The 26139-nt window shown below is 47.0% G+C and carries 23 protein-coding genes; 16 read left to right on the top strand and 7 right to left on the bottom strand.

Going from position 1 to position 26139, the window contains the following annotated elements; translation table 11 throughout:
• Positions 1–111 precede the first annotated feature (111 nt).
• The 3 genes from ACTHRH_RS04990 to ACTHRH_RS04980 all read right to left on the bottom strand — a co-directional run bounded on the left by ACTHRH_RS04990 (position 112) and on the right by ACTHRH_RS04980 (position 2143).
• The gene (locus ACTHRH_RS04990; RefSeq protein WP_260982210.1) at positions 112–642 is read right to left on the bottom strand and encodes an AbrB/MazE/SpoVT family DNA-binding domain-containing protein; all 531 of its coding nucleotides are present in this window, start codon (positions 640–642) and stop codon (positions 112–114) included.
• A gap of 243 nt (positions 643–885) precedes the next feature.
• A complete protein-coding gene (locus ACTHRH_RS04985; RefSeq protein WP_144940788.1) occupies positions 886–1518 on the bottom strand; it encodes a DedA family protein in 633 nt (210 codons plus the stop codon).
• Positions 1519–1543: 25 nt separating this feature from the next.
• Positions 1544–2143, bottom strand: coding sequence for a DedA family protein (locus tag ACTHRH_RS04980; RefSeq protein ID WP_186328477.1), 600 nt, complete (start codon positions 2141–2143; stop codon positions 1544–1546).
• Between the two features lie 298 nt (positions 2144–2441).
• Here ACTHRH_RS04980 and ACTHRH_RS04975 point away from each other — a divergent pair, with 298 nt between their 5' ends.
• Positions 2442–3326 carry a 5'-3' exonuclease gene (locus tag ACTHRH_RS04975; RefSeq protein ID WP_144940793.1) on the top strand — a complete coding sequence of 295 codons (885 nt, stop codon included), beginning with the start codon at positions 2442–2444 and terminating at the stop codon, positions 3324–3326.
• Positions 3327–3603: 277 nt separating this feature from the next.
• Positions 3604–4221 (top strand): CGNR zinc finger domain-containing protein, encoded by a 618-nt coding sequence (locus ACTHRH_RS04970; RefSeq protein WP_144940796.1) that lies wholly within the window; start codon positions 3604–3606, stop codon positions 4219–4221.
• A gap of 33 nt (positions 4222–4254) precedes the next feature.
• On the opposite strand, the gene ACTHRH_RS04965 is transcribed toward ACTHRH_RS04970, so the two are convergent.
• A complete protein-coding gene (locus tag ACTHRH_RS04965; protein ID WP_440414377.1) occupies positions 4255–5145 on the bottom strand; it encodes an aminotransferase class I/II-fold pyridoxal phosphate-dependent enzyme in 891 nt (296 codons plus the stop codon).
• Positions 5146–5307: 162 nt separating this feature from the next.
• Between ACTHRH_RS04965 and ACTHRH_RS04960 the strand changes: the two genes are divergently transcribed.
• Together ACTHRH_RS04960 and ACTHRH_RS04955 are read left to right on the top strand one after the other, a co-directional pair.
• Positions 5308–5529, top strand: coding sequence for a hypothetical protein (locus ACTHRH_RS04960; protein WP_440414375.1), 222 nt, complete (start codon positions 5308–5310; stop codon positions 5527–5529).
• A gap of 55 nt (positions 5530–5584) precedes the next feature.
• Positions 5585–6073 carry an HPP family protein gene (locus ACTHRH_RS04955; protein ID WP_260982237.1) on the top strand — a complete coding sequence of 163 codons (489 nt, stop codon included), beginning with the start codon at positions 5585–5587 and terminating at the stop codon, positions 6071–6073.
• On the opposite strand, the gene ACTHRH_RS04950 is transcribed toward ACTHRH_RS04955, so the two are convergent.
• Complete coding sequence (locus ACTHRH_RS04950) at positions 6070–6549, bottom strand: GbsR/MarR family transcriptional regulator (RefSeq protein WP_440414373.1); 480 nt, start codon at positions 6547–6549, stop codon at positions 6070–6072. The genes ACTHRH_RS04955 and ACTHRH_RS04950 overlap by 4 nt on opposite strands.
• An 8-nt stretch (positions 6550–6557) precedes the next feature.
• A complete protein-coding gene (locus tag ACTHRH_RS04945) occupies positions 6558–7379 on the bottom strand; it encodes an alpha/beta fold hydrolase (protein ID WP_440414371.1) in 822 nt (273 codons plus the stop codon).
• Positions 7380–7946: 567 nt separating this feature from the next.
• Here ACTHRH_RS04945 and ACTHRH_RS04940 point away from each other — a divergent pair.
• From ACTHRH_RS04940 to ACTHRH_RS04925, 4 genes are all read left to right on the top strand, one after another.
• The gene (locus ACTHRH_RS04940) at positions 7947–8324 is read left to right on the top strand and encodes a MerR family transcriptional regulator (protein ID WP_260982235.1); all 378 of its coding nucleotides are present in this window, start codon (positions 7947–7949) and stop codon (positions 8322–8324) included.
• A 12-nt stretch (positions 8325–8336) separates the two neighbouring features.
• Positions 8337–9152: an NmrA family NAD(P)-binding protein gene (locus ACTHRH_RS04935; protein ID WP_379287589.1), complete on the top strand. Its 816-nt coding sequence runs from the start codon at positions 8337–8339 to the stop codon at positions 9150–9152.
• A gap of 282 nt (positions 9153–9434) precedes the next feature.
• Positions 9435–9683 (top strand): hypothetical protein, encoded by a 249-nt coding sequence (locus ACTHRH_RS04930; RefSeq protein WP_440414368.1) that lies wholly within the window; start codon positions 9435–9437, stop codon positions 9681–9683.
• 262 nt (positions 9684–9945) lie between these two features.
• Positions 9946–10959 (top strand): AI-2E family transporter, encoded by a 1014-nt coding sequence (locus ACTHRH_RS04925; RefSeq protein ID WP_186328519.1) that lies wholly within the window; start codon positions 9946–9948, stop codon positions 10957–10959.
• A gap of 83 nt (positions 10960–11042) precedes the next feature.
• On the opposite strand, the gene ucpA is transcribed toward ACTHRH_RS04925, so the two are convergent.
• Complete coding sequence (gene ucpA / locus ACTHRH_RS04920) at positions 11043–11834, bottom strand: SDR family oxidoreductase UcpA (protein ID WP_144941629.1); 792 nt, start codon at positions 11832–11834, stop codon at positions 11043–11045.
• A 222-nt stretch (positions 11835–12056) separates the two neighbouring features.
• Between ucpA and ACTHRH_RS04915 the strand changes: the two genes are divergently transcribed.
• From ACTHRH_RS04915 to ACTHRH_RS04880, 8 genes are all read left to right on the top strand, one after another.
• Positions 12057–12764, top strand: a complete 708-nt coding sequence (locus ACTHRH_RS04915; protein WP_144940306.1) for an HAD family hydrolase — start codon at positions 12057–12059, stop codon at positions 12762–12764.
• A gap of 613 nt (positions 12765–13377) precedes the next feature.
• Positions 13378–13983, top strand: a complete 606-nt coding sequence (locus ACTHRH_RS04910; protein WP_144940304.1) for a YqaA family protein — start codon at positions 13378–13380, stop codon at positions 13981–13983.
• A gap of 345 nt (positions 13984–14328) precedes the next feature.
• Positions 14329–16575, top strand: coding sequence for a helix-turn-helix domain-containing protein (locus ACTHRH_RS04905; protein ID WP_440414365.1), 2247 nt, complete (start codon positions 14329–14331; stop codon positions 16573–16575).
• A gap of 139 nt (positions 16576–16714) precedes the next feature.
• Positions 16715–17659, top strand: coding sequence for an ABC transporter permease (locus ACTHRH_RS04900; RefSeq protein WP_379287582.1), 945 nt, complete (start codon positions 16715–16717; stop codon positions 17657–17659).
• A 10-nt stretch (positions 17660–17669) separates the two neighbouring features.
• Positions 17670–18530 (top strand): carbohydrate ABC transporter permease, encoded by an 861-nt coding sequence (locus ACTHRH_RS04895; protein WP_144940300.1) that lies wholly within the window; start codon positions 17670–17672, stop codon positions 18528–18530.
• Positions 18531–18552: 22 nt separating this feature from the next.
• The gene (locus tag ACTHRH_RS04890; RefSeq protein WP_144940298.1) at positions 18553–20097 is read left to right on the top strand and encodes an extracellular solute-binding protein; all 1545 of its coding nucleotides are present in this window, start codon (positions 18553–18555) and stop codon (positions 20095–20097) included.
• A gap of 139 nt (positions 20098–20236) precedes the next feature.
• Positions 20237–25651, top strand: a complete 5415-nt coding sequence (locus tag ACTHRH_RS04885; protein ID WP_440414362.1) for a DUF6528 family protein — start codon at positions 20237–20239, stop codon at positions 25649–25651.
• Between the two features lie 90 nt (positions 25652–25741).
• Positions 25742–26104: a hypothetical protein gene (locus tag ACTHRH_RS04880; protein ID WP_144940296.1), complete on the top strand. Its 363-nt coding sequence runs from the start codon at positions 25742–25744 to the stop codon at positions 26102–26104.
• Positions 26105–26139 lie beyond the last annotated feature (35 nt).

Genomic DNA, 26139 nt, shown 5'->3' with positions numbered 1-26139 from the left:
AGGGACTTCATCAGCCGGCTGCCATTTGGTATTTGCCGGTAAGCTTGAAGTCCCTTAATATTTGGTCAAGGCAATGGAATTGCTATAAATGATGAATAGGGGCTGTGTCGGTTATTTCATTTCTTTAAGGAGCTGACTAACCCGCCCCTGACTGATACCCAGCAGCTTGGCAAGCTGCTTCTGAGTTGCCCCTGGATGGTTGCTTAGAGCTTGTCCCAAACGGTATAGCGCTTCCGATTTTTTGCTTCTTTTTTTGGAGGAAAGGGTGGAAGAGGAAGCGGTCTCCGGATGGCTTGCCGCTGCAAATTGTTCCGCTTCTTGGAGCGTATGTTCCGGTGCCTCTCTGGCCGCGTCGATGACCCCATAGATCTCGTCCTTGGAAGGAACGGAAGCCTTCTCGGAAGTTTCCTGTATGCGCTTTAATTCCGTCAAGCAACTCTCGCAAATAAACTGCCCCTTATAATAAGCGATGCTGTTTAATTCCCTACAGAAGCTGCATTCGGTAGACTTGTACTTCCTCATGATGATCGTGTTGTCATCGGAAATGAAAAATTCAAGCGGATCACCCAGCTCAATGTTTCGGGTCATTCGGATTTCGGTAGGGATGACGATACGGCCGAGACTATCTAACACACGAATCATACCAGTGTCTCTCATCATTTATTCCTCACTCGATTGATTTTTTCCTTAGTATATCAGAAAATAGAAGTTTTTTACTATAGAAGAAAAAATAAACTCAAAAAAATATTGCACTGAAAACATGGCTTCAAGCTGGTTTATCCAGATTTCTATCGCATGTGGATGAATTGCGGATCGCCATCGCTTAAATGTGGAAAACCCCAAGCATTTTTGCCCTCCTGCCTGGGGTTATTTTATGATCGACCCTTATAATTTGCGGTTAAGCCAACGAACCGTTTGCGACAGCAGTTCGGCCAACTGCTTTCTAAATTTGATGCCCAACCAGACGGATACGACGACGACCGCGGCCAGAATCAGGAATATCCGTATTTTCGGATGGGATGCCAGCTTATGCAACAGCTCCCAGTTGGGACCCAGCCAGTAACCCAGAGTCGGAAACGTAAGAACCCAGAAGCAGGCCCCACTATAGGCATATAAGGCGAAAGTACGGAAGGGTAGCCTGACAATTCCGGAAAAATATCCGGTGAAGTGGCGGAGGCCAGGAATAAAATAGGCTATAAAAATGATTTTGTTGCCGTGTTTGTTAAACCATCCTCCCGCTTTCTGCAGTTTGGCAGGGGGGAGGAGCAGGTATTTCCCGAACCTGTCGAAGAACGCTGTTCCGAACCGGCGACCTATCCAATAAGTAATCGAAATTCCTATCGTTGTTCCGGCGGCCGAAACCAATACGGTGATAGGCCAGCTGAGGTAGCCGCTGTAGCTGAGGAACCCTGCGTAGGTCATGGTCGTTTCGCCAGGGAAAGGAAGGGCAATGTACTCCAGCAGCAGGCCTATGAACAGAACCCAGTAACCGTATTGTTCGAACCACTGCGCGATCATATCTATGACGATTCACCTCTTCAAACTACAAATCCTGTCTCTGCTTACGGTAGCTTCTCCAAAGCGCGATCAGACAAATAAGAACGATAATGCCGATAGGAATCCATATATAAGTTCGAATATAAGCAAAACAAGTATTCCAGTTTTCTCCGAAATAATACCCGAGACGAACGTATATAAATGCCCATAATAGAGCCCCGGGAAAGGCATAGCCGAAAAATTTCAACGGATTCCAGGAACGCATTCCCGCAAAATAGGCGCTTAAATGCCTTATAGCCGGAAAGAAATAGCCGAACGTAACGATCGCCGGACCGAATCGCTCGAACCACTGGGAGGTCCGTTCGAAGCGTGCCGGGGTCAGCCTCAGCCTCGGCCCCAGCTTATGTAAGAGCGGCAAGCCGAATCGGCGTCCGAGCCAGTAGGACAGCAGCATTCCGACGAGACTTCCGGAGACGGAAACGATCATAACAGTCAGTAAGGTCATCTGTCCCCGGGAGGCCAAATAACCGGTAAACATCATCAACAGCTCGTCCGGGATGGGAAGACCGACGATCCCGAGAACGAGAAGAACGAATACGGCGGCATAACCGTAGATCAGTATAAAATTCAGCAACCAGTCCTGCAATCCATCCATCTCCTCGTCATTAGCGCTGAACGGTTTCCGCTCTATCCGGATATCTATTATAACAGGACTAAATCTATCGTCCTATTCATTTATCTATCATTTATCTTACAATACTGTAATACGGGAACCATAGCAAATGGTGTCATAACATAGGAGAAAATGTCCTTTCAGCTGCACCTATACTATGGGGACCATTCAACTAGGCCGATACGAGAGCAGGCCATTCTATTCTATGTTATAATCTATTAACAAGATTAGGAGAGAGACGCAATATCTATAAAGAACGGAGTGGACCAGGTTGCAATCTCAAAATAAAGTGCTTTTGGTCGATGGTATGGCTCTTCTTTTTAGAGCCTTCTATGCGACTTCTTATTCCGGCTACATACGTAAAACAAGTGATGGATTACCTACCAACGCGGTTTATGGATTTGTTCAATACTTTTTTGATGCGATTCATAAATTTAACCCATCGCATGTCATTTGCTGTTGGGATATGGGGAGCAGCACGTTTCGTACAGAAAGCTATAGCGAATACAAAAAAAATCGTTTGGAAGCTCCACTTGAGCTTTTACCGCAATTTGATCTGGTCAAAGAAGTAGTGGCCGAAATGGGCGTGCCGAATTTTGGACTAGCCGGGTACGAAGCGGATGATTGTATCGGCACATTGTCAAACAAACTTCAACATGAATCCGAAGTGTTTATTTTAACCGGGGACCATGACATGCTTCAATTAATCACAGAGCAGATTAAGGTTGTAATTATGAATAAGGGCCGATCTAATTATACGGTGTATGATTTAGAAACTCTGTTTGCCGCGAAGAAGCTAACTCCTTCACAGGTTGTAGATTTAAAAGCGTTTATGGGTGATACAAGTGATAATTACCCAGGAGTCAAAGGAATTGGAGAAAAAACTGCACTTAAGCTGTTGCATGAGTATGGTTCGGTCGAAGCTTGTCTCGAATGTTTAGAACAACTTCCAGCAAGTATCAAGAAGAAAATTGAACAAAACTTGGATATGCTGCATCTTTCAAGGGAACTAGCTCGAATTCGACTAGATGTGCCCATAGAATGTAAATTAGATGATTGTATATGGGATCTGCGTCATGCTGCAACCTTAAGGAAATTTGAAGAGTTGGAATTTGGCGGTCTTGTCAAGGTATTAGGCGAGGTAGCTAGTGGTTAAGTACGGTTACTGAAAAATCCTATTATAGATACATGCATTTAACGGAGTTCCATTATCATCACTAATCGTAAACCTGACATGGTGTATAGTTAACTCGATAGACTATAATGTGCTCTTTCCCGTTTATCGGGCTGTTTTGTATCATTGCCGGTGAGCGGGTTCCCGGCAGTCCCCTAAACTTTCCGGCAGTGTCACAGCTTCGCTTTCTGGACAAGACTAGGCCAATCGAATCGAATGGGGTATAATGTGAGCAAAATAGCAATAAGGAGCTCGGAGGATGCCCAAGATAATTGCTCCATCTTTTTACTTTATAGGGAATCACCTGGCATTGGATTTTCTGAATACGAAGGTTGTATCCGCAGGCAACCTCGTAGACCTGCTGCAAACGTCGAACGATGTATTGAACTGGCTTGTTCAAGCAGGTTCCTTGACCGCTGAGCAGATGAATGCCGTTAATGCAATGTGGAGGGAAGGAAATACATTAGTTCAGGAAGCCGTAGAACTGCGCACAGGCATACGGACGCTGGTCAGGCAGGGGATGCAGGGAGAGGATGCCGCCGACGAGGATATGGAGCGCGTTAACCGTATTCTTAGGGGTAAGGCCGTTACAGTAAGGCTTGTCCAGCATCATCGCCGTTTTGCATCAATACGTCACACTGAACTTCGGCATCCGGTCGACCTGTTGATCCCCGTCGCGGAAGCCGCTGTTGATTTGCTTGTGAATGTCGACCTCGGTTTGGTTAAGAAATGCGGGAATCCCGACTGCGTGTTATATTTCTACGATAACAGCAAGAATAATACCCGCCGCTGGTGCAGCCAGAAGACGTGCGGCAACCGGATGAAAGTGGCAGCCTATTTGGAACGCAAGAAACGAGAGGAAAAGAACAGGATGTGAAAGCCCGGATGCGGATCCGGGCTTTTTGTTATGTTAAGCTCTTCGCACTTCCTCGATGATTTCCTTGATCCCTTCGTTAATCTGTTCGGATATTGCTCTGGAGACGCTAATCCTAAGAAACTTCTCCCGATCCAAATAATTCGACAAGTAAAATTGCTTTCCGCTTCTGACACGAATGTTTTTCTCCGCAAGTTTTTCGATAAGACGTTCTAGGTTGACGGTTAGCGGTATTTTGAACTGGGCGTAGATTCCGGAGCGGATGTCGGGAGTCTCGACCCAGCCTTGTGCATTATGCTGTTGGAGAGCCGCATTCAGGATTCGGATACGCTCCGCATATCGGCTCGCTATCCGATTCTTATGCCATTCGAACATGCCATTGTTCATGTAGATTTCGAGAGCGGCTTGAGACAAGAGCGATGTGCCGGCGTATCGCCGAATCATGCGGTATGTGCCTACCAATGCTTCTGGGAGCACCATAGCGCCTAATCGCAGACCGGGAAAAATAATCTTAGAAAAACTCTTCAAGTAAATGACGTGTGAAGTTTGGTTGTAAGAATAAATCGGCTCGAAAGAACGCTCAATGCCCAAATCGGCCATGTAGTCATCCTCTACGACATAGACGTTATACTTGCTGGCCAAACGCGAGATCGCCCTGCGTTCCTCCTGTGGAGCAAATATTTGATCTCCTGCTAGATGGGAGGCGAGTGTCCGTCGCAGCTTTACTAATCCATAGGAATCCCCGTAAGTGAATAACTGATGCTTGTAAGTATCAATCGCTTTGTTTATGCAATGTTGAAATTCCTGATACGGAAATACGACAGGGTCCGGAAGACCGGAGGAGAAATCGATGATCTCGCTTAACTCCCCCTCATTACTAATCGGGGCCGGGGCTGTATTGTTTCTTATTGCGGTTATGGGCCTCATTCGATACTTATCTTATTGAATTGAGGGGAAAGTTACCAACCATAAATGTTGGATTTTTTCGGGGAACTTTATTAACCTCCAAAATATGTGTTTACATGTTAATAAAACCATTATATAATACCCATAAAATAGTTATAGATATTAAAAGGAGGAGGTGAAACGATGAGCGGTGTGTACCACGTTGGGGAAGTGGCGGTTCAAAAGCTGGCCGGAGAACATATTATCGCGGAGAGGAACGGCGAGCATTTCGATCAGAACGGGTATCGCAACGCAGCAACGTTCTCCACGACAAATACCAGGAATGGATACCGTGGCCGATACATTCTTTATAGGGAGTGTCAGTGCGGAGGGGAAGATGGACGCTTATATATAAAAGAAGGGTAATTCCCAATTTACGGTAAGGAGTATGGGGAAGTTGATAAAAACGTATTTCACCAAAATGAAGGGTGCGGGAGCAAGTCCGTTAAAGGTCAATCCGAAGAATGCGCTTATGGGCTTCTTGGGCGGATTGGTTACAATTGCCCTGCTGTCCTTATTGACAGACATGACCTCCGTCGTATGGATCATGGCACCATTCGGGGCGAGCTGCGTTCTGGCGTTCGGAATCTGGGACGCTCCGCTTTCGCAGCCTAGGAATATTATCGGTGGTCATCTCGTGTCTACTCTTGTCGGCTTGTTGTTTTATCATAGTTTCGGCGAGGGCGTGTGGATTACGGGGCTGGCGGTGGGCACCGCCATTGCGGCCATGATGCTGACCAAAACGACACATCCGCCTGCGGGCGCCGATCCCATCGTAGTCATACTCGCAGGCAGCGGCTGGTCGTTCTTGTTCACCCCTGTATTGACCGGATCCGTTCTGGTTGTAATCCTCGCGATCGTCATTAACAACATGCACCGCGATCGCAAGTATCCTACCTTTTGGTATTAGTTTCTTTTGAATTGTTTCCAATGAAGCAATGCTTGTTCATGGCTGGAGGTCATCGTATCGACCCATTGAAGCATATCGAGTAAGTTTCGATTAGCAGCAGAAGAAGCGTTGTTCTCGGCCGCTTTCTCGCCGAGTTCGACGATTCTTCTCAGGCTTCGAAACCCGTCGATCCTCATCTGAATGGCGCGCTCCCAGATCGATTCGCTAACGTCATAATAATCGATTCGTTCTCCGACTACCGATATTCGCTCTATCAACCCCCCCGACGCCAGCAGCCTGACGTTGGTCGAGACACTGCCTCTGCTAACCTTCAGATGGGTGGCAATCTGCTCCGCCGTCAGCGGCTGGCCCGATACAAGCATAAGTCCTAAAATCCGACCGCCGATTCGCGGAATGCCATAATCCTCGTAATATACGCCCAGTTTCTCTATAAATAACAGCTTGGCTTCATCCAATTCGAATTCTTGTGTGTGCATGATCAGAACTACTCCTCTCTAACATCGATCGACCGATCGCTCAAGAATGAAATAAGTGCCTGGTTAAATGCGGAAGGATTATCTTGATTGGAACAATGACTCGCCTGCGGGATTTCTACAAGTGTGCAGTAAGGTTCGTTAGATGCCCACGTTGCAGCGATTTTTTTAATATTGCCTGTCTCATCCTTCTCGCCATAGACGAGGAGGAGCGGTTTATTGATTCGGTAGTCTTTCTCGTAGTGCAGACATGAAGCGGTTGCTAGAAAGATTGTAACAAAATCCTTTTTGCCTATTCGATTAAATGTTTTTGTTAGATACGCTTGCACGTCTGGCTTTAGAGCACTTGCTTTTACACTTTCACGAACCAAGTGTTCCCATGGATACAAGCGGATTAACATAGGAGTTATATTCAAATAGAATGTTTCTAACCAAGACAATTTCATCGTGTTGCACGTGCAGTCAATCAGCACTAGCTTTTCTACTCTGTCCGGAAAATAAAAAACGAATTCTTGTGCCGCGTTCCCGCCCATCGATTGTCCGATAAACGTAGCTTTCTCGATGCCTTCTTTATTCATGATCGTTGCTAGATCGTCGACGACCAATGTCATACTGAAATGCTCCCCCATAGGCCTAGACAGGCCATGGCCTCTTGTGTCCCATAGCAAGATATTAAAATTGTGACTCACTGCCGCTATTTGTTCGGAAAACATCTCATGGTCGGCACCGGCACCGTGTAAAAATATGAGCCATGGGCAATTCCCGCGCTTAGAGATCCAGTAGTGGATATCACAGCCATCCTTATTCAGCACTTTATTATTGCCTATGTCCATGCGATCATCTCTTTTCAGGATTTTGTCGTTTCATTAATTTTAGTATACACTAAAATAACTGAAAGATAAAATTGCCAAAGGGAGATAGTATGGAGCCCATACGGGATTATACTATGTATGCGGCATTCTCAGGATGTTTATCTTCTGTTGGTTCGGATGGGCCCAAGAACCGCGCGATAATTGGAGCTGTGGATCGGGCTGGATCCGGCGCCGCGCTGCTAGTCTGGTCTAGCGGAAGTGTACCTCAGCACACGTAATTGGGAAGCGCCCACGGCCTTGTCGGATAAGGTTGTGCACGAGACACACCTTGATACGATCATCATTGAGTTCTTATTGGCGGCGGTGGGCGCAACCTTCTTAATCAAAGTGACTACGTGTTGCCTTGGATAGCATTCATCGTCGGCATTCATTTCATCGGATTGGTCGGCATCTTCGACGATTCGGCATTGTATGTATTGGCAGCGCTGTTAACGGTCGTCGCAGGCGGCAAGAGTATTTGGAATTTCATCCTTGACCTTTACACTAATGTTAAACTTTATAATAAGGTTAGAATTCCCTTTCTGTGAGGTGATTGTTCTGAAAATAGGAAAGGTAAGAAAAATAACAGGCGTGAGTGCCCGTTCGATTCGTTATTATGAGGAAAAAGGACTGATTAAAGCCTCTCGTCGGGAAAACAATTACAGAGAATATGACGAAGGGGTGATCGAATCCATTAACACTATTCAACTTTATCTAGGATTAGGCCTGACAACTGACCAAATTCGCGACATCATCTTCTGCAAATATCCTGAACAACAAGCGCATAAAGAAAAGGACGTTTATTGCGAGGAATTATTGCATTTGTACCAGTCAAGGATGGAAGAGGTAAACCGACAAATCGCTGCATTAACCGAAGCGAAGCATAGATTGTCTGACAAAATCAATCAGATGATACAACAACGATGAGGAGGTAAGTAAATGACGATATTAGTTACTGGGGCAACGGGAACCGTAGGGCGGCATGTCGTGGACCAACTTATTCAAAAGGGGCATAAGGTACGTGCATTGACACGTAATCCGTTGAAAGCCAATCTTCCGAAAGGTGTAGAGGTTGTTACAGGTGATTTAAGCGATCCAAGTACGTTAGGTTCTGCGCTGGCGGACGTAAGCGGCATTCACTTGATTACAACAGGCGCCGAATATACTCCGTTACAGACGGGGCCTGAAATCGTTGAACTTGCCGAGAGAGCCGGGGTGCGAAGGGTTACCGTTCTATGGAATGGGGAGAAAGGCCCTTTTGAACGGGCAGTTGAGGCAAGCGGTCTGGAGTGGACGCAGCTTCAAGCCTTCGAGTTTATGGCAAATGCAAGAAAATGGGCGGACGCCATACGTTCCGAAGGGGTTGTGCGTGATCTGTTCGGCGGATCGCGAATTGCTCCTGTTCATGAGGCGGATATTGGCAGAGTCGCGTCGGTTGCGTTAACCGAGGATGGCCACGCAGGTAAAATTTACACATTAACAGGGCCGGAAAGTTTGTCGGTTCAAGATAAGGTGCGGATCATCGGCGAGGTTATCGGACGAGAAATTCAGTTTATCGAGAGCTCCGAAGAAGAAGAACGCGAACAGATGAGAAGAATGGGGGTAGAGGAAGAAGCAATTGATTACGTAATCAGTTGGCACCTGAATCCGCCTGAATCGGCCAGTACGGTTTTGCCGACCGTCAAGGAAGTAACGGGACTCCAACCTTACACATTCGCAGCGTGGGTTAAGGAAAATGCAGATTTATTTATATAACAATGAATTTGCCAAGCCAAGCTGCTGACTCTTCTCGGCAACTTTTGTTCGTAACTGCAGAGACCATTAAATTTCGTCCGAGCTTTTCGATACTCTTTCGGGGAAATAAACTTATTGTTCGTGCCTCGGATGGCCTGCAAAATCAGTACATCGAGTATGCGGTTAGTCAGGCAGTATGGTCTAAATAGGAAGACCCCTTAGTCTTTATCAGTTTAATAGATACTGACCCCTAGTTAGACCCTGAATCTCCGCTGCAAGGCAATTGAAAGGAGAGTCCCATATATGACACAACCTACAATAACTGTCCATGGTCGTGGTTCTGCGGTTCGCGGAATGGCGTCTGGTGTGTTTTTCATGGCGTTCTTCGGTACTCTTTGGGCATGCACAGGAATTATGGGCTTGCAAGGTTGGGGAGCACCTCTGTTGTTGGTTGCCTCTGTAGCCGTATGTATTGCGCTATTCATCAGCGGCGGATCACTATTAAGCGCATCACGAAAAATAAAGGATCATGTTTCCATAGCACCGTTTTAAAGCTAGTACCACCATCGGTGAACATGAAACGATTTGAATTTTTGTATAATGTGGATTGGGATTAAGTAATATGGATAAAAAAGGAAGAATCGGGGCATACTATAGCTCCGATTGTCTTTTTTATTCGGTCTTTTGCTGTCTGAGAGATGTGGGGATATTGTCGAAAAAGAAAGAAAAATTGCGGACTGCTGGCTATCTTTGACAGGGGGCGGCGTTGTATAATAGATAAGTACTGAGAAAGCGGACGGGAGTTGTGTGTATGCTGGAGGCCAAAGCTTTATTTCAAAACAGGGGATTCCGCAGGTTCGTCATTTTGGCGACCATCGTTCTTATTTTATATGGAATTCGCAGCATCTTGGACTTGATCTTGATTACGTTTATTTTTATCTTTTTGATGAACCGTCTCCAACATTTCGTTGTGACCAATTTGAACAAGCTCTTTAAAGTCAATGATAAACTGATAGTCCTTCTGCTGTATATCGCCATCGTCTTCGGCCTGGGTGCCGGTTTGTACAAATTTTTTCCGGTCATCATTATTGAAATCTCACAGTTAATTCGCCAGATTACGGAATTTTATACACAGCCTCAGGACAACGAAATAGTCAACTATATTGTTAATGCCATTAAGGAAATTGAGCTGACCGGGTATATGGAGAAGGGCTTCGATTTCCTGTATAAATCACTTTCTAATATTAGCAAATGGGGTTTACGCATCTTTTTGGCATTAATATTGAGTCTATTTTTCTTGTTGGAGAAACAGAGAATTAAGCAATTTACCGACAAGCTGAGAACGAGTAAAATTTCCGCTTTCTACCAGGAATTGGAGTATTTCGGCAGAAAGTTCGCCGGTTCCTTCGGTAAGGTTATCGAGGTCCAGTTCATGATCGCTATCGTGAACTGCATCCTGTCAGTCATCGTTCTCTGGTTTATGGGCTTCCCCCATTTATTTGCGCTCGGCGTGCTCATATTTCTCCTGGGACTGATTCCAGTGGCGGGCGTGATCATCTCGTTGATTCCCTTGTGCACCATTGCCTTTACGATCGGGGGAATTCCTAAAGTCATCTATATATTGATAATGATTGCCGTCATCCATGCGATTGAAGCCTATTTCCTAAATCCGAAGTTCATGTCTTCGAAGACGAACTTGCCCGTGTTCTATACGTTCGTGGTTCTTATATTCAGCGAGCATTTCTTCGGTGTATGGGGATTGATTATCGGCATTCCGATGTTTATCTTCATACTGGATATTATTGAAGTGAAGGATTACAGCCGTTAACCGGTCTTCCTTTCTTAATCAAAGTGAAGATCAATAAGGCTGTCCGATAAGGACAGCCTTTTTTAAGTGCCCGAATCTGCTTGTTATACTCCTACCGATGCCGTTTCGGGCAGTGTGCTGCCTCCGTCGATAACTACCTGGGTGCCGGTAATATAACTGGATTCATCGGAGGCGAGGAAGGCTGCCAGTTCGCCGACTTCTTCGGGTTTGCCCAGCCGCTTTAACGGAATGGCGTTAGCTATTCCTTGGATGACCGAACCCGGATCCTCCGGATTGGATTCGCTGCCGATCTGCTCAGCCATCGGCGTATGAATGTATCCGGGGCATATGGCGTTGACCGTAATTCCATGCTCGGCAACCTCAGCGGCCAGCGAGCGAGTGAAGCCGATAATTGCGGACTTCGAGGTGGCGTAAGCAACTTCGCCCGGATCGGCGACCATATAGCCGGTTACCGAAGACATGTTAACAATCTTGCCGTATTTGTTCTCCTTCATATAGGGTAGTACAGCGCGGGTGACATTCCATACTCCATTGATGTTTACCCGGAAGTGGAAGTCGCGCACATCATCGCTCATTTCCGTAAACTGGGCAAGCTTGATAACCCCGGCATTGTTGACGAGAATATGTACCGCTCCATATTTCGCAGCCACATCATCAGTCGTTCGGCTAACCGCTTCCCGGTCGGTAATGTCCAGTTGATAGGCGGAAGCCCGGCCGCCAGCCGCTTCAATGGCCTGGGCCGTTTCGAATACCTTATCGTTCAGATCATACAGAATGACATGGGCGCCATGCTTTGCTAACACGGTAGCAATTCCTTTACCGATTCCCATGGCTGAGCCTGTGACAATCGCTATTTTTCCGTCTAGTTTTTTCATAGCTTGTTCTCCTCCACTTTACTGTTCTTTATAGGCTACTATACTATTATTTTACCATAGATATCCATTTAAGGATTGGGACAGATTTGTTACAAATAGGCCGAAATACCGTTACAGGGGAAATAGAACGTGGTTGAAAGTCTTGGCCTTTATGCATTTTCCAGTGTTTGCCTGATTTGATTATGATATGATATGACTAGAGAACATGAAGGAGGGAAAGGCTTGCAGCCCAAAATCCGACTGATTCTTTTTGATTTGGACGATACGCTGCTGCATTTTGATGACTATTGGGAAGCCAGCCTGAAGGAGGCTTTCCGTCAGCATCCTTTGACCCGCGACGAGGATCCGGACCGTCTCTTTGAATGCTTTAGCCGTAAATCCGAGCTGTATCACGAGCAGTATTATCTTCAGAAAATCAGCATAGAGCAATTTCGCGAACGCAGGTATATCGATGCCTTGGCTGATTTTGGCAGGCGGGGGGACGAGAAGTCAGCGAAGCAATTTGAAAAATTGTATCAGCGGTTAAGCAAAACCTTTATGAAAACGGACAATCAACTGCTGGATGTGCTTGAGGAGCTGCAGAAACGGTATATGCTCGGGATAGTAACGAACGGAACGGCCAGCTGGCAGTTCGACAAATTGGAAGCTACAGGGGTGGATCGATTTTTCCCGAGGGAAGCCGTCTTTATATCGGAAACTATCGGATGCGAGAAGCCGTCTCCCGAAATCTACCGCAGACCATTGGACTATTTTCAAGTAGAACCGTCCGAAGTCTTGTTCGTAGGCGATTCCTGGAAGAATGACGTGGTCGGCCCCATGAGCCTGGGGATGAATGCCATCTGGTTTAACAAGAAGGGAAGAGCGCAGCCCGAGAGTCCTGTTCCCATGGCTACGATCAAGCACATGGCTGAGTTAATAGAATGGCTGTAGTAAGATCCTTGGCCTGAGCTGCTTCATTCCAAATCGGCGGCATGGATGGCAAGACTCGTCCATGCCCGGAAGCAGGACGGGAGGAAAAACAATGCAGGGATAGGCGGGATTGCATTGCGAACTGTCACATTTTTATGCTAAGCTGTTATTTGTGATCATTACTATCTGGAAGGATGATGAAAAAGCAATGAAGTTTTCCGCATCAAGACAACAGCGTTACCTGCTTTGCGGTTTTGCTTTTTTACTATGCTTCCTTTTAGTGATACCGATAGCATTACATCCCGCCATTCCGGCTGATCCGCTGAAGCCCGTCCTGAGGGCAAGAGCGGCTGCTACTTCAGACAATCCCTTTAATAAATATTCTCATGCAGAGCCTATTCTACTGTTTCTGGTTCTAATACTGTGCACCGTCCCCTCAGACAGGGTCCGTTCCCTTGTCACCACGGCGCAATTTCGTATCCGCGCGTCCATACCCGTTATGTTCAAGCAAGTGATTTTATCCCCGATTAAATTCACTTCCGTTATGTACTCATAGCTCGATGGGCCCATACCGCTGATCATTTATGCTCATTTAGAAGACTACCTGCCATCATTTAGGAGGCCTCTGCAAATTATGTTTCAATCAATCATTGATTTTCTTATGGATTTCGGTAGCCTCGGGCTATTTATTCATTCCTTCGCGGATGCGGTTATTTTTCCGATTCCCGCCTTTTTCCTGCAAGTCCCCTTAAGCCTCATCAATCCATCCCAAGCTCTCTGGCTGGCAACGGTAGGATATATCGGAAGCATTCTCGGTACCCCGTTGGGATATTGGATAGGCAAAGGATTAGGCAAATCGGTCCTATATAAATTCCTCAAGAAAGAGTGGATCGAAAAAGCCTCTACCATGTTTCAACGCAATGGAGAAGCGGCTATTCTGGTCGGAGCCTTCACCCCGATTCCCTTCAAGGTGTTTACCATTCTCGCCGGCTGTCTGAATTTTTCCGTATGGAGACTCATCGGCTACGCCGCATTGGGGCGCGCCACGAAGTTTTATGTTGTAGGAGCTCTCTTTTATGTATACGGACGGGCCGCTGAGGGCATGATCGATGGTCTTAAATATCTATTCCTGGCAGTAGGGGTTGTCGTGGCGATCGGCTTTCTCGTGTTCAAGAAAATGCGAAATAAGAAGACGACCAAGCTTAACCCGGAGCAACAAAGCAGCTCGACGAGCGATTAAATATGCAATAGGTTCAGTCGCCCGGATGTCAGTATCGGCGCGGTCTTTGCCATCTGCTGTATTGAATTAAAACAGCTCTTTAACGGGCTGTTTTTTTTTGCATTCGTAAGCCTCGGGGCTCCCCGCAGAGAAGTATACAGCTCTCCTTGGAAGCGATGCAAAGACAGGAGAGGATAGAAGAGGTTTGAAGCTACCTGGTCAGGGGGAGAGAAATACGCTTCGAAGGCCCCAGGTCACGCTGCAGGGGGATTTAGGCTAATATCTTTCTTAATAATTGACAAACGAGGCAGGAGCAACCATGATAGAAAAAGAGATTTAACGATGCGTTAGAGGAGTGAGATTTCGATGATCCGCCATATCTCAGAGACAAAATCCGCGTTTCGCAAATATTTGATCCTGTTCTTCACCATGATTCTTATTCCTACTTTGCTGCTTCTGGCGTGGCAGATTTACAGCAAATACCGGGATGCTGTGCAGCAAACTGTAAGCGTTTCCGAAGCCGCTTTGGAATCCACTTCCCGCAATCTGGATCTGCTGCTGGACCAATTCGGACAAATCTCTTTGCAAATCTCACTGACTCCGGATGTGCTGGAGATGTTGAACCGCCCATTCGACCTGCAGGCTTATCAATATGCGGATATTAAAGGGCAGCTGCGAAGCTGGATGAACTCCAATGCGCTGTTTGAATCGATCTATCTGGATATTCTGCAGAACGGGAAAGTGTTGACGGTCAATGAGGGCTTGTATGACCTTAAGGACTTTTACGATAAGGACTTTCTGAACCGGGTAACCGGAGCTGCGTCTGAATTTCCGCGCCCCTGGGTCGGCTTGCGCGAACGGCCGGGGGAGCCCGGGAAGGAGATTCTGTCCTTCGTCAAGCCGGTGCCCGCCACGCAGAAAACGGCTTTAGGCTACTTGGTGTTCAATATCCACAAGGATGTTTTTATGAGCACTTTGCTGAACTTGAATTCACAGATGTCGGGACCGTTGATCGTAGCCGATCCATGGGGGCGTCCGGTTTCCTCAACGGTAGAGGGGCTGGATTTGGATAAAATGCTTCCGAAGCTCGGACCGGGAGCCATCTATACGGAAACGGTTTCGCTCGCCGGGAAGAAATACATCCTTAGCGGCGCCAAAAGCACGACGAATGGCTGGGCCTTAATGCAGCTCACCCCGGCAGGGCCCTACACTCCAGTCGTTACGGATGCTATCCGCCAGGCTGTCCTCATTATGCTTGGCGTACTTGCCGTCGGAATCGGATTGTCCTACTTGTTCGCCTCGATTCTGTATGATCCGTGGCGGCGTCTGGCAACGAAGCTTCAGGAATTCGTGATGAGAGCCCCCGGAGACAGCCAGGACGCATACGCGGTTGTCAACCGGGCGATTCATAATTTGATTACTACGATTCGGCACAATGAACCGATTGTCCGCAATCATGTCGTGCACGAATGGCTTCACAATCATCAGCCCGAAGATCCGGACGCGGCCCGCCGATTCTCCGAGGCCGGCATTCAATTTGTATCTCCTTATCATGCTGTGCTTGTTGTAGTGGACGAGAGTAGGCGTGACCGGGATAGCTCGGCCGGGCATACGCTGTTCTTGTTCAGCCTGGCGGAGGATGAGCTGCGGGCCCGATTTATGGCGGCAGGGACGATTCTCGACCGCGGCAAGTTCGCCTTCATCCTCAATTTCGACCGGGAAGTGTTCGACGGCGAGCTAATGGCCGAGCTGGAGGACGGCTGCCGGACGATCCAGCGGCTGGCCCACAGCCGCCTGAAGGCGGAGCTTTACTTCTTCGTCAGCGGGATCGGCCCTTTGGATCAGCTGGCTGAAGCATACGAGCAGGTAAAGCGGGCCATGACCTATAAAGCTTTCCTGCCGCAATCTGCTGTATGCTTCGTGGAGGAGACGAAGGAATCCGGTCATTTTCAATATCCGGCGGCTTATCAGAAGAAGATATTGAACACGATCCTGGCCGGGGACCAGAGCCGGGTGGAGCATTATATGTCGGAGCTGTTCGACCGTTATTTATCAAGCAGCGGCTCACCGTATCCGAAGCTGCTGCAAATGATCGTGATGCTGATGAGTCATGTTCTCGGCTCCTTGGTACAGGAAGGGTACGACATTGAACCGCTGATGGACCAGGTGGATCTGCTTCAGCTTCAGCAATGCCAGAACCAGTCAGAGCTCCGCAGTATGCTAATGCGTCAAATCGGGCAAATCATGGATTATTTAGAGACGGTACGGAAGCAGGCGGAGGGCAGCAGCCCATGGGTCCGGCAGGCGATGGACTATATAGAGGCCCATTATGCGAATAACATTTCCATATCGGATATTGCTTCTCATATCGGCATCAGTCCTTCACATCTGAGCCGGATCTTCAAAGCAGAGGTAGGCAAGCCTCCGCTTGAATATTTAACCGAACGGAGATTGGCGATGAGCAAAACGCTGCTGAAAGACAAATCGAAATCATTGCAGCAGATCAGCCAATTAATCGGCTATAATGACGCCCATACGTTCATCCGTTCATTCAAGAAGGCTGAAGGGACGACCCCGGGCGAATACCGCAAAAAGGTGATGGATCTTTCTTGATTCGAATGGATTTTTTTTGTCACCCGGCAATTTTTGCGCAATAACGCCCATTCGAATCAAAAACTCGTAATTTCCTCCTATTCGGGAATGTCTTATAGTGTAAAGGCAAGCACACGACCATACGAAAGGAGGATTTAGATTGGCGTTACCTTCTACGGCTCGAACATCCACACTATCATTTTTATCAATGTATTGGAGGAAAGCGTGGAAGCCGTTTGCAAGCCACAAATATTATTTTGTGCTGCTGCTTCCTGGTATCCTTTACTTCTTGTTGATCCATTATTGGCCTATGGCTGGTATTGTAATCGCATTCAAAGATTTTCGGTTAATAGATGGCGTAATGGGAAGCCCTTGGGCCGGGCTCAAATGGTTTCAGTTATTGTTTGATTCACCTGATTTCTGGGTGGCGCTGAGGAATACGATCATTCTCAGCGTCTATAAGCTGGTGTTCAACTTCCCGGCACCGATTATATTGGCGCTTCTGCTCAATGAAGTGTATCATGTCGGTTTTAAGCGGGTCATTCAGACGGTTGTTTACTTTCCACATTTCTTGTCTTGGGTCATTCTTGGAGGGGTGTTATATTCGTTGTTTTCTTCCAAGAGCGGATTGTTGGAGATGTTTGGACTCCAAACCTCGCCATTGATGGATCCGGGCAGCTTTCGGGGATTACTCGTACTGTCTGAGCTGTGGAAGGAGGTCGGATGGGGGACCATTATTTATATGGCAGCGATCTCTGGCATTAACATGGAGCTCTACGATGCTGCCAAAATTGATGGAGCTAACCGCTTTCAATTAGTCCGCCATATTACATTGCCTTCGATTGCGGGCACGATCGTCATTTTGCTTATTTTGAAAACAGGTCATATTTTGAACGTAGGCTTCGATCAAATCTACAACTTGTACAACCCACTCGTTTATGAGGTTGCGGATGTACTGGATACTTATGTATACAGAGTGGGGATTACGATGGGAAGATATCCGTTCGCCACAGCCGCAGGGTTGTTCCAGTCTGTAGTTGGGTTGATCTTGATTGTATTAACCAACCGATTAGCCAAGAAATTCGGCGAACAAGGAATATGGTGAGGAGGTACTGATGCATTCTTCATTCGGAAATCGCTTGTTTAACACAGTCAATGCCGTTTTGCTTTCATTATTAGGTCTTGCCACGATCTATCCACTATGGCGAGAGATTTCCCGGTCGTTAAGCTCGGGTGATGCGGTAATGCGGGGGGGCATGTTCTTATGGCCCGTTGACTTCAGACTGGATGCGTACCACATCATAATAAAGAGCGATTATTTGTGGACGGCGTATGGCAATTCCCTCTTTATTACCATCGTAGGAACAGTACTAGCGCTTCTATTAACGTCAAGCACTGCCTATCCACTGGCCAAACGGACGCTCCCGCTCAAGAAGTTGTTTATGCTCATTGTATTGTTCACTATGATCTTCAGCGGAGGCCTGATCCCGACTTACCTGGTGATGAAAGAACTGCACCTCATTAATACTTTATGGGCCATCATCGTCCTGAATCTCATAAGCGCTTTCAATGTCATCGTCATGCTCAGCTTCATTCGAACGATCCCCGAGGAACTGGAAGAATCGGCTATGATCGATGGCGCCAATCCGATTCGTATCTTTTTTACGATTATATTGCCGCTATGCAAGCCGGTACTGGCAACATTGGCCCTGTGGATGGCGGTTAGCTTATGGAATAACTTCTTCCAATCTTTTATCTATTTGAACGATAAAGCGCACATGACCTTACCCGTCTTGCTTCGTCAAATTATTGCCGGTCAAGTTGATGCGGAAGCGATGGGCGAGCTCAATGCAGCTTCTTCGGATTCTGTCATTGCAGCCACAATTGTTGTCTCTTTGATCCCTATATTGATGGTGTATCCATTCTTGCAGCGTTTCTTCGTGAAAGGCGCAATGATTGGATCGGTCAAAGGGTAAAAAAATATTAGGAGGTCATCCCATGCTTCAGGCTCCAAAAAGAAAGATGATGTTGGCAAGCGTGCTCGCAGTATCGATTGTTTCCGCTGGTTGCAGTGCAAAAAATGAGAAGGATGCGGCTGTGACTGCTACCGCGACTCCAGCAATTAAAGAAGTGAAAACGACTACCTATGAAATCCTCCGCAAATTTGCCGCTCCGGAGTATCCGGCGGATGGCGGCGTGGGCAAGAAAACGCTCCTTGAGGCATTTGAGAAAACTGGAGCGAAGGGATTCGATTTCAAGGTTACTCTCGCAAGCGGAGACGATTACTTTACCAAGCTGAACATTCTTGCTACCTCAAGCCAGCTTCCTGACTATTTCGACATCGATTCGAAGACGCTCGCACGGTTCTCCGAAGAGGGACTGCTTCTGCCACTCGATGAGTATCTGAAGGATGCTCCAAATCTAATGAAGATCATTCCGGAAGAATTCTGGAAGGAAGTCACGTTTAACGGTAAAATTTACGGCATTCCAAAGGGAAGAAACGACAAGCCGTTTAACTTGCCCAGTACACTTGGACTTACCATTCGACAAGATTGGCTGGATAACCTCAAACTGAGTCAGCCGACCACACTAGATGAGTTGTATGCCGTATTGCAAGCCTTTGTTACACAAGATCCTGACAAGAACGGCAAAGACGATACATTCGGTCTGGGAGTTTCCAACGAGACGAATTTCAATGCGATCTTTGGCGCGTATGGCATTATCCCTAAATATTGGACTGAGGTAGACGGAGGAATTAAGAAAGGGCTCGTGCTTCCCGAAATGAAAGAGGGCCTTGCTTTACTACAGAAATGGTATGCGGAAGGTCTTATTGCTCACGACTTCCCGATTATGGAATCCAAACAAAGAGATGAGCTGGTTGTAAACTCTCTGGTCGGAGTGTTCGAGGGAGATGTGTATTATACGGAAAAGATGTCTAGCCCACTTGCAACTTCGCTGCATGAAGCCAATCCCAATGCCAAGCTCATCATGCTGGAAGCGCCGAAAGGTCCGGCTGGTAAGCAAGGCTATCAAGAAAAGCTCTATAATTCGGAGTTCACAGCACTGTCGGCTAAAGTTCAGGATCCCAAGAAATTGTTCCAATATCTGAATTGGGTTGCCGATCAGAGCGATGAAGGCGGATTCAATCACATGATGTACGGCATCGAGAATGAGGATTTCACTTACGACCGCGCTACGGATACAATCGAATTGATTACTCCGTATGCCGAGCTGTATAAGAAAGGGTATTCCAACCCGGTTCGATTCGTTATTGTTACCGATCGTCGTTCAGCGAAGCCAGAAGTTCGTGAGGCCATTGAAATTGTGAACAAACATGTGATCTCCAATGCCTTGTGGAAATCGGTTCCAGCAGAGATGGATTATCCAGATCTCGAGACTAAGCTGTGGATGGAATATTTGGTCAAGATCGTTACGGGCGTGTGGCCTGTAGAGAAGTACGACGAATTTATCAAAAAATACTATGCTCAAGGCGGTAAACTCATCGAAGAGCAAGCCAACGAGCTGTGGAAATCATTACAATAAAATGCAGTCAATGAGCTTGTGATGCCCTCTATTGCTAATTATTTCGATTTAATCGAACAACTCCTGCAGCCAAGTCAGATGATCCACCGACATCTGACTTGGCTGCAGATAATTGAATCCTAAGGGAGGAGCATTATGTATGAGTAGGTTGAGAAAAGGAATTACACAATTAAGTATTTCGGTTATGCTGCTTAGCTTGTTCTTACAGATGTTTGCTAGTTCTGCGAATGCTCAAGGGATTACCCAAGTCACAGGCAACGAAATCGTCAGTAATGGCTATTATGTGTTTGCAATCCCAGGGATCAACAGCTACTTGCAGGGGCGTGGCCAATATGCACTCTCCTCGAATCCTAACACGAACACATCGCCGTTACTGCGCAGCCATATCAAATTTGATGAGACACTTCCTCAGGTAAACGAGGCAATCGTATGGCAGGCAATACCATTCGGTTCAGGCTACAGTCTGAAAGCCTACTCTGAGGATGGAACCAATGCCTACTTGAATATTTCGGAAGTGGACTTGACGCTTGGCGAACAGCAGGAGTTAGTCCTGACAGTAAATGATAACGGCACTATTCTCATTAGTCGTGAGGTAAACGGTACCTATTATTATGTGCGGTTCACCAATGCAAACGGCGTAGGCTGGCAATCCAGCCCGGATAATTCATACCTGCCAAGTATGTCATTCCGTGTATTCCCCGTTACAGAAAATATGATTATTTCAAATGATAGAATCCTAGAGATTAACGCGCATGAGATCGTCAGCGGCGGGTTCTATTCACTCTCTATTCCCGGAATTAACAGCAATACGCTTGGGCGGGACGAATATGCTCTGGCAAGCGAGAGCAATGGCAATGCTGCCCCCTTATTACTTCGTCATATTCCATTTGATGTCGGTCTGAAGAGCATATCAGCTGTTCTCGTATGGCAAATTGAAAGCTATGGAAGTGGCTATAGCCTGAAAGCCTATTCCAAAAGTGGAGGCGCTTCCTACTTGAATCTTAATGGAAATGATTTGACGCTGGGTGAACGGCAGGAACTAAGCCTGATTATCAATGACGATGGAACCGTACAGATTTCCCGCAATGCAAACGGTTCGATTTATTATGTGCGGTTCACTAATTTAAACGGCGTAGGCTGGCAATCCAGTACAGACGCTTCTTATAAGCCAAGCATGTCATTTCGCGTGAGCGCTGTTCCGCTTTCCTTGCTTGAGAACAATCCGATCAAGCCTGTTTCCTCAAGCAATATGCATAGCGGGGGGTATTATATCTTTGCCCATCCCGGCATTGGCAGCACCGACCAAGGCCACGGTCAGTTTGCTTTATCCGGTATCGAAAATATCAATTCTAACAACCCTATGCTCAGACATGTGAAGTACTCTGAATCACAATATGGTCTGGATGATACCATCGTATGGAAGTATGAAGCTTACGGGTCTGGCTTCAGCTTGAAGCTGCTCGGTGCTGACGGGACGGACAGCTATTTGAACCTTGATATGAATGGTTCAACCGCTAGCGCAACACTCGGGCCCAGGCAAGAATTGAAGTTTACTAGAAACGCTGACGGAACGGCAAAAATTTCGCGTAGCCTGAACGGGACCACCTATTACGTTCGTTTTACGACGGCAGGCGGCGTAGGCTGGCAGGCAGGCACTTATGATAGCAGCAATGCTTTCCGAGTGTTTGAGGTTCCTAGCGCTCGTATTATGCCAATGCCAAACATCGTCAAAGGTCAGCAATTAACGGAAGGCACGAAATATATATTGGCCATCCAGAATATTTCCAGTAACGATCAAGGCAGAGGATTGTTTGCGCTATCCAGTAAGCCAACGGCATACACGGATCAGAAGCTGTTCCAGCACGTGAAGTTCAGCGATACTGTTCAACCTCCGGTGAATCCAAGTCTGGTATGGGTTTTTGAGAAATTTGGCGGTGGTTATAGCTTGAGGGCAGAAGGTGTTGAGGGAGACAACAATTATTTGAATATCAGCATGGCAAACAGCAAGCCCAATGCATATCTGGGTTCAAGGCAAGAGCTGAATGTGGTTGTCAACGAGGACGGGACAGTAATGCTGTCTAAAGCCTTGGAAGGAATCCCTTTTTATATCCGGTTTACGAATTTAAGAGGAATCGGATGGGAAGCAGCTCCTGCAACAAGCTCTGCATCGTTTCTGCTATACCAAGTATCCGATGTTCCGACGCCTAGACCGACTTACTACAAAGTCGGGGCAACTCACCTAACGAGCGGCAACGATTACGTACTTGCGATTCCGGGCATTACGCCAACTGGCGGCACCAAGGATCAGTATGCCGTTTCCAGTGAGAATACAACGAGCTCAGACCCATTGCTATTGAAGTATGCCAGCTTTGATGCCTCTAAAGACACAGTGGACTATCGACTGGTATGGAAATTCGAACAAGTTGAAGGTGGATGGGCGATTAGGTCTCATAATGAAGCAGGTGAGAACAGTTATCTAAACATTCATCTAAGTAACAGCAATCAACCTTCAATTTCACTTGGGCCTAAACAAACATTGACTGTTAATGCTGATGCTACAGGACTAGCGAGCGTGTCCCGAGTCATTGACGGCAAGACGTATTACGTTCGTTTTACGACAGTGAATGGTCAAGGCTGGCAGGCGAGCGCGACGAACAGCAACAATCTCTTCCATGTGTACGAAGTGAACATCGATAAGACAAAGTTGGATCTGGAAGAGCCTCGTGAACAGCCTTTGTTTACGATTTCGGCTCTGTCTGATTTGCATGTTGATTACGGTTTGCAGGATAATCCGGACGTGATTAGACCGCAAATTCGCGCTGCACTTGGAACCATTAAGACGAATGAAAATCCGGATCTGGTCGTTGTGACCGGGGACAGTTCGAGTACAACTGGCAGCATCCCATGGGGTCAAGAGACATACAATAAGTTTGTTTCGCAGGTGACAGGCGCTTTCGCAGAGACGAGCAAATACGGAAAAGTGCTATATGTTAACGGGAATCACGATTATGAAGCAGGTTCGACTGCGTACAATTCCGGCGCCTATATCGATTCAACGATGCTAAGCAGCCTTGGGCAATATGAAGATGTGTTATATGAAGGTGTAGATCGGACTTCCAATCTGTTGGCTTATCACTACATGATTAACGGAATTCACTTTATCGGGATTAATACTCCGTATAATGGGGACGAAACCATCGATTCCAATGTGTATACGCCCGAAGCTATCGATTTCGTGGAGAACACACTTTTGACCATCGGCAATACCGAACGGGTTATCGTACTTGGTCATTATCCTCTTCAAGGATCAAAAGCATTAACTGCGCCAGCGAAAGCTCTCTCTGATGAGAATGGCATGAACACCCGCTTGCATCGCATTTTTTTGAACTATCCGAACTTGATCTATCTCTATGGCCACGACCATGGTGGTCCTTTCATCGAACAGGACACTTTCGAGCGGGTGACAGCCTATAACGCTGACGGCAGCATAGAACAGGATCGTAACGTTCGCTCTACAGGCTATGTCTCTAGCTTTGCAGGTTCACTAAGCTATTATAACAATCGATATAATCCAGGGCCGCTCTCAGCCGAGCAACCTGCAGTAATCCAGTCACTCATGGTCTATGTTTATGAGGACTATGTAGATTTGCAGATGAAAAACTATGGGGAGCGGAACGGAATTAAGAAAAACCTTGCGCCGTATACGATTCCTTTCAGGGAATGGATAACCTCTCGGACATACACGATCGATCATACGGCGGGAACGGTTACGGACATTCCACACCAAACGACCATTGAAGCCTTTTTGGCCGGGTTTGATCAATCGGAAGAGCTTTCCGTATTTGGATTGGATGGGAATGAAATCACTGATCATAGCAGAATCATCCGTTCTGGGATGGAACTGAAACGAATGAGCGGTACAGCTGTGCTGGACTCCCTGCAGGTGCTTGTTAATCAGGCTGCCGTGACAACGCTGCCGATCGAGGGCAACTCGAAGGTTCCTAGCTCGGCAGAAACCGAGATGGTTGCGCTTACGGATCAGCAATTCAATAAAATCGTTGTATACAAGCAGGATAGCCCAGATTGGAATGATCCGAATGCAATCGTATGGAAGTGGCAGCCGACTACCGCATTAGGATTTACGGGAATTAGCACCTTTGACCTTGTGACGGATGCGAAGCTTCGCTATAGTGAGTTTTATGGCGGATATGTTGTTGTGACGACCGCTTCTCGTGGATTTGTGGGTATTATTGATTACGAAACTGGTGAACGGCTATATAGCCGCGCTACGAAGAATGAGGAGAATCCTCATTCCATTGAATTGCTGCCGGACGGAAACATCGTTGTGGCAGATAGTGTCGGCAACGCTGTGACCATATACGCGTCCAGTCAGGGGGATGCAAATGGTTATTATTACCGAGTAGAGCTTCCTGGAGCTCATGGCTTAGTTTGGGATAACCAGCGCAAGCTGCTATGGGCAGTTGGAGATTATGAGGTGGTCGCTTATGAAATCACCGGCACGACAGAGCGGCCAACTCTAACATTGAAGGAAGGTTTGGGGGCTGATCTCCCGGCAATGGAAGGCAAAGAAGGGGCTTGGGGCCATGATTTGTTCCCTGTTACGGAAGGCGGGGACCTGCTCTGGGTGACAGCCCAATATGAAGTGTATCAGTTTAATATGGTTACTGGAGAACTGTCTAACACATTCGACTCGCATGATGATATTTTTAGCACTCATGTCAAGTCCATTGGAACACAGCCGTATACGGGCAACATTATCCGTACTGTACCTAATGGAACGATGGCATCTTGGGCCACGAATGCGGTGGATATATTCCGTTTCGATGGACAAGGCAGCTACACGCATGATCTAAGAATTCATAACAGCGAGGCGTACTACAAGGCGCGTACCTGGTATCCTAGCATTCGGATGATCAATGATATGATCAAGGAGGAACCTTCAAGTCCACTGGCGACAGACAAACCCGGCAAGCCGGTATTGTCGAGTGACAGTGGGTACGACACGGGCCTAAGAGACGGCAACTACACGATTACCATGAATCAATGGTGGGGCAATAATGGGACGACATACAAGTTGTATGAGAATGGGGGGTTAATCGATACGCAGTCATTAATTGATAAATCTCCTGATGCCCAGACGGCTGCAACCGTCCTAACAGGCAGAATTAACGGCACTTATGTATACACATGCGAATTGATTAATTCCTACGGGACGACAAATTGCGATTCGATAACCGTTGTTGTTGCAGATGCCTTACCGGGTAATGCTGTGCTCTCCAGCGATAACTGGGATGGGGACGGAAGCTACAACGTGATGATGAATATGTGGTGGGGAACCAATGCAGCTACCTTCGAGCTCTATGAGAATGGGGAATTGGTACAATCCGTTCCTCTGCTCGAAGCGACACCTGGAGCTCAATTCGCAACGGTAACCATGACAGACAAACTAGCAGGAACGTATGAATATTACGGTAAGTTAATCAATGCAGCTGGTGAAACGATAACGGAAAAAATTGTCGTACATGTATCTTAAAAAGCAGTGGAGATCTAATAGTGGAGAACAGCTAGCTTAGCAGATGATACCGGGATCCCCACTGCTAAGCGGGGATTGCTTCTTAGGAAAATGATGATAGAAAAGGAGGGGAATGAAGGGGTCGAGGTGATCATTACACCCGATGCTCCGAACGAAAAGTGGCAGGCAGGGAAGGAAATGTCCGGTATCGTTGAAGCGATATTGACGGGGATCAACCATTCCATCCCGCAAAGGAAATATGTACTGACGGCCAGTGGGGCGAAGGCGGACTGGATCCGGCAAAATTTGCAGATCGGGGAAGCGATTTCCGTTAAAATAGAGATAGACGGCGGCCTCGAGGAGGCTGAGTATGTCTTGGCCGGGTTCAACCATAGATTCGCTAATGTCTTGGTTCATGAGGGCAAAGTGAGCGAAGCCGTTCTGAATATCCAGGATCCAAAGATCATCGTCTAACTGACAGGTTAACGAAACAGAGGAGAGTGAAACGG

Origin of the sequence: Paenibacillus sp. SAFN-117 (genome assembly GCF_051966115.1) — a bacterium.
Classification (GTDB): domain Bacteria; phylum Bacillota; class Bacilli; order Paenibacillales; family NBRC-103111; genus Paenibacillus_L; species Paenibacillus_L residui.
The sequence above is the reverse complement of the archived record's forward strand: the minus strand, read 5'-3'. Positions and strand labels throughout refer to the sequence as shown.

What these genes read in the sequence shown, in the direction of transcription:
- ACTHRH_RS04905 (WP_440414365.1), top strand. Translation starts at nt 14,329, where the DNA reads ATGATCCGCCATATCTCAGAGACAAAATCCGCGTTTCGCAAATATTTG.
- ACTHRH_RS04985 (WP_144940788.1), bottom strand. Translation starts at nt 1,518, where the DNA reads ATGATCGCGCAGTGGTTCGAACAATACGGTTACTGGGTTCTGTTCATA.
- ACTHRH_RS04965 (WP_440414377.1), bottom strand. Translation starts at nt 5,145, where the DNA reads ATGAGGCCCATAACCGCAATAAGAAACAATACAGCCCCGGCCCCGATT.
- ACTHRH_RS04910 (WP_144940304.1), top strand. Translation starts at nt 13,378, where the DNA reads ATGTTTCAATCAATCATTGATTTTCTTATGGATTTCGGTAGCCTCGGG.
- ACTHRH_RS04930 (WP_440414368.1), top strand. Translation starts at nt 9,435, where the DNA reads ATGACACAACCTACAATAACTGTCCATGGTCGTGGTTCTGCGGTTCGC.
- ACTHRH_RS04970 (WP_144940796.1), top strand. Translation starts at nt 3,604, where the DNA reads ATGCCCAAGATAATTGCTCCATCTTTTTACTTTATAGGGAATCACCTG.
- ACTHRH_RS04945 (WP_440414371.1), bottom strand. Translation starts at nt 7,379, where the DNA reads ATGGACATAGGCAATAATAAAGTGCTGAATAAGGATGGCTGTGATATC.
- ACTHRH_RS04990 (WP_260982210.1), bottom strand. Translation starts at nt 642, where the DNA reads ATGATTCGTGTGTTAGATAGTCTCGGCCGTATCGTCATCCCTACCGAA.
- ACTHRH_RS04960 (WP_440414375.1), top strand. Translation starts at nt 5,308, where the DNA reads ATGAGCGGTGTGTACCACGTTGGGGAAGTGGCGGTTCAAAAGCTGGCC.
- ucpA (WP_144941629.1), bottom strand. Translation starts at nt 11,834, where the DNA reads ATGAAAAAACTAGACGGAAAAATAGCGATTGTCACAGGCTCAGCCATG.
- ACTHRH_RS04895 (WP_144940300.1), top strand. Translation starts at nt 17,670, where the DNA reads ATGCATTCTTCATTCGGAAATCGCTTGTTTAACACAGTCAATGCCGTT.
- ACTHRH_RS04950 (WP_440414373.1), bottom strand. Translation starts at nt 6,549, where the DNA reads ATGCACACACAAGAATTCGAATTGGATGAAGCCAAGCTGTTATTTATA.
- ACTHRH_RS04935 (WP_379287589.1), top strand. Translation starts at nt 8,337, where the DNA reads ATGACGATATTAGTTACTGGGGCAACGGGAACCGTAGGGCGGCATGTC.
- ACTHRH_RS04880 (WP_144940296.1), top strand. Translation starts at nt 25,742, where the DNA reads ATGATGATAGAAAAGGAGGGGAATGAAGGGGTCGAGGTGATCATTACA.
- ACTHRH_RS04885 (WP_440414362.1), top strand. Translation starts at nt 20,237, where the DNA reads ATGAGTAGGTTGAGAAAAGGAATTACACAATTAAGTATTTCGGTTATG.
- ACTHRH_RS04955 (WP_260982237.1), top strand. Translation starts at nt 5,585, where the DNA reads ATGAAGGGTGCGGGAGCAAGTCCGTTAAAGGTCAATCCGAAGAATGCG.
- ACTHRH_RS04890 (WP_144940298.1), top strand. Translation starts at nt 18,553, where the DNA reads ATGCTTCAGGCTCCAAAAAGAAAGATGATGTTGGCAAGCGTGCTCGCA.